The organism is Pseudoalteromonas sp. Z1A6 (genome assembly GCF_011378745.1).
Taxonomy (GTDB): domain Bacteria; phylum Pseudomonadota; class Gammaproteobacteria; order Enterobacterales; family Alteromonadaceae; genus Pseudoalteromonas; species Pseudoalteromonas arctica.
The window spans coordinates 1-556 of the sequence record NZ_WTKW01000713.1; the positions used below are offsets into that span (position 1 = coordinate 1).

A 556-nucleotide genomic window follows, 5' to 3' on the forward strand; every position below is an offset into this window, starting at 1 on the left:
CTTTGAAATAGCATCGTAAACAAACGGGAAGTTTTCGGCGTAATCTTCTAAAAAGAAATCAAAAGGATTAATAACCGTTAGTTCGGCGACCAAATCAACTGTAAAACTAAATTCGGTAGTTGGCTTGTTAAACACCACCCTCGCTTGGTAATTACCAAAAGGGTCTTGTTGCCAATTTATATAATGATCTTCTGGAACTATTTTTAAAGAATAACTTTTAATTTTTGTACGGCTATGTGGCGCTGGACGTAATCGGAATATATGCGGCCCCATATTAACTGACCGATCGTATTTATACTGAGTATGGTGCGAAATCCCAACTGTAATTGTCATCTATTAATTCCCCTTTAATAATGTATGGCCACAATATAACGCTGAAAATATTATTTGGACTAATTCACTTGTGCAATTTTTATACCAAAAGACTTGCTTAAGTAGTACTGTTCATCCACTCGCGGCTCTTGCACAAAGCAACGTTATGCATAAAGGTTTTGACCTAATTAATAGGAAAAACACACCAATTCAATAAATAGTAAACTTAGTGTAATTTAAACCA

Annotated in this window: 1 protein-coding gene; it reads right to left on the reverse strand. The window is 34.9% G+C overall.

Going from position 1 to position 556, the window contains the following annotated elements; genetic code table 11:
- Nucleotides 1-333 (reverse strand): transglutaminase N-terminal domain-containing protein (locus tag GQR46_RS20450; protein WP_277344159.1); only part of this gene is annotated, 333 nt, incomplete at its 3' end.
- Nucleotides 334-556: the final 223 nt, after the last annotated feature.